Raw genomic sequence first — 2,430 nt, 5'->3', positions numbered from 1 at the left:
TGTGCGGCCTCGCGCTCCTCGTCGGTCTCATACGGCACGTCGAGAAACTTGGCGCCGAGCGATTCGATCTGCTCTTTCACCGCCGGACGCACGTCGGAGGCTTCGATCACGGCGCCGAGGCGCTTGGCGGTCGCGATCGCCTGCAGACCCGCCACACCGGCGCCGAGAATCAGCACGCGCGCCGCTTTCACCGTGCCTGCGGCGGTCATCAGCATCGGCATGAAGCGGGGGTAGAGATCGGCGGCAAGCAGCACGGCCTTGTAGCCGGCAATGTTGGCCTGCGACGACAGCACGTCGAGGCTCTGCGCACGGGTTGTGCGCGGCGCGGCTTCCAGCGCAAATGCCGTTACACCAGCAGTGGCGAGCTTCGCCGCGTTGTCTGCATTGAAAGGATCGAGCATGCCCACCAGCACCGCGCCGCGTTTCAGATGCGGCAGCTCGCTCTCAGTCGGCGATTGGACCTTGAGGACGAGATCGGCGCCGAAGGCGGTGGCTGCATCGACGATCTCCGCGCCCACCGCGCTGAAAGCCTCGTCAGGAAAGCTGGCGCCAGTCCCGGCGCCGCTCTGGATCGTGACCCGGTGGCCCTGCGATACGTATTTCTTGACCGTCTCGGGGGTGGCGGCAACGCGTGTTTCATGCGCTCGCGTCTCGGCTGGCACTCCTATGTGCATACATTCCTCTACTCATTGCCTTAAATCGGCGTGCCTGGTCATCGGGCACGTTCCACGTCAACGGCCGTTGCCCGCCTACTGGATAGGCCGACGTCCAATTGCACATTAGGGTTTGGGGAAACGTATCTAGGCGGTATGGTGGAACGAAGCCGTAAGACAGCGACCTCGAACCGTCAGCTCTACAGGCCCTATCATTGACGTTGAGTCGTAACGTCCATCCTTTCTGGTGTCAACACAACGGATCGCCGATGATCAGCGCAGAAGCAGCGACCGCGGTCCACCTTCAAGCAGAGAGCAACCGTCAATCACGGAAGCTGCAGATATATTCGACCGTTTCAAATACATTTACCTCGATCGAGCTGTTGCGCGGGACTTCAAAGAAATCACCCGCACGATATTCGGTCCACTCAGCGCCATTCTTTTGTCGAACCGAACAATGACCAGCCAGGATCTCGAGTTCCTCATCCACTACTGAAGGAATCGTCAGTTTTCCACGAAGGAATACACCGAGCGTCTTTCTCGTCCCATCTGCAAAGATGACCGTGTGCGAAACGCATTTTTCGCCGAAGACATTCGCCCGCTTTACTACTGATACTCCTTCGTATTGCTTATCGTCTGGCATTCTGAAATATCCTTATATAACCGGTTTTTACACAGAAGGCTGGCAGGGCGCGCCAACCTTTTTCTGAATGTCACGCTGCACGAAATCTTACAGGGCTCGAACCAGCGCTCCATCGACACGGATATTTTGTCCGGTGATGTACCCCGCGCCTTCTGACAGCAGAAAGGCAACTGTCTTGGCGATTTCCTCGACGGTGCCGAGTCGCCCTGCCGGCAGGCCAGCAACAAATTCTTTCGGGGCGTCCTCCCAACTGTCAACGTAGCCGGGCAGTACAGAGTTGATACGAATATTCTTCGCCGCGTAACGCTCCGCGTACAGGTGCGTGAACGCACTCAACCCTGCTCGCAGCGTCGAAGAAACTGGCATGATCTGGAGCGGTGAATCAGCGGCAAAGCTGGAAATATTAACGACCGCGCCGCCTCCTTGTGATTCGAACACCGGTGTAACGCGCCGCAGCATACGGATGACGTTCAACAAGATGATGTCAAGACCGCTGCGCCACTGGTCATCGGTAAGAGTCAGCAGGTCGCCTTTCGGAGGGTGACCAGTATTGTTAACAACCGCATCGATTCGTCCGTATTTGTTAAGCGTTTCCCGAACCAGCCGATCAATGTCAGCGTCCTCTGTAACCGAGCCAGATAGACCGAAACCGCCCAGTTCTTCAGCGAGTTTCGCCGCGCTGCCCGACGGTGACATGAGGGCCACCCGATAACCGCTGGATGCGAGCTCCTGCGCAATCGCCCCCCCCATGCCTTTACCCGCAGCTGTGACGATAGCAACTTTTTCGGCACTCATACCACCTCCTTGTAGATAGTTTGGGAATTCACGCACGATGCGCCCGTGGAAGATCGACGTGTCTCCTTAAGACATGGTTCGGCTTTCAGTGAGGCTGGTAAGGTCAAAATCTTCGTGCAAATTCACAGTCCAAGCTCAACTTGATCATTTGAGATTTCGCGCTTTGCTGCACACACTCGAATCGCTGTGGGCCGCTTACAAATTCAGCTGATTGACGAGCTCGGGGACGTGGTCGAACAAGTCTCCCACCAGACCGTAATCGGCGACGCTGAAAATCGGCGCTTCTGGGTCCTTGTTGATCGCCACGATGACCTTCGAGTCCTTCATGCCGGCCAGATG

Annotated in this window: 2 protein-coding genes and 2 pseudogenes; all 4 read right to left on the bottom strand. The window is 57.2% G+C overall.

Annotation, left to right across the window (positions count from 1 at the left end; all coding sequences use genetic code 11):
* Positions 1 to 674, bottom strand: a pseudogene (locus tag P3T17_RS37475) (NAD(P)(+) transhydrogenase (Re/Si-specific) subunit alpha); the annotation flags it as partial.
* Positions 675 to 975: 301 nt separating this feature from the next.
* Positions 976 to 1,296, bottom strand: a complete 321-nt coding sequence (locus P3T17_RS37470) for a pyrimidine/purine nucleoside phosphorylase (RefSeq protein ID WP_074296378.1) — start codon at positions 1,294 to 1,296, stop codon at positions 976 to 978.
* Between the two features lie 87 nt (positions 1,297 to 1,383).
* Positions 1,384 to 2,091: an SDR family oxidoreductase gene (locus tag P3T17_RS37465; RefSeq protein ID WP_074267517.1), complete on the bottom strand. Its 708-nt coding sequence runs from the start codon at positions 2,089 to 2,091 to the stop codon at positions 1,384 to 1,386.
* Positions 2,092 to 2,286: 195 nt separating this feature from the next.
* Positions 2,287 to 2,430: pseudogene (locus P3T17_RS37460) on the bottom strand (electron transfer flavoprotein subunit alpha/FixB family protein); the annotation flags it as partial.

The sequence above is a fragment of the Paraburkholderia sp. GAS82 genome, assembly GCF_050436285.1.
Taxonomy (GTDB): domain Bacteria; phylum Pseudomonadota; class Gammaproteobacteria; order Burkholderiales; family Burkholderiaceae; genus Paraburkholderia; species Paraburkholderia phenazinium_B.
The sequence above is the reverse complement of the archived record's forward strand: the minus strand, read 5'-3'. Positions and strand labels throughout refer to the sequence as shown.

What these genes read in the sequence shown, in the direction of transcription:
- P3T17_RS37470 (WP_074296378.1), bottom strand. Translation starts at nt 1,296, where the DNA reads ATGCCAGACGATAAGCAATACGAAGGAGTATCAGTAGTAAAGCGGGCG.
- P3T17_RS37465 (WP_074267517.1), bottom strand. Translation starts at nt 2,091, where the DNA reads ATGAGTGCCGAAAAAGTTGCTATCGTCACAGCTGCGGGTAAAGGCATG.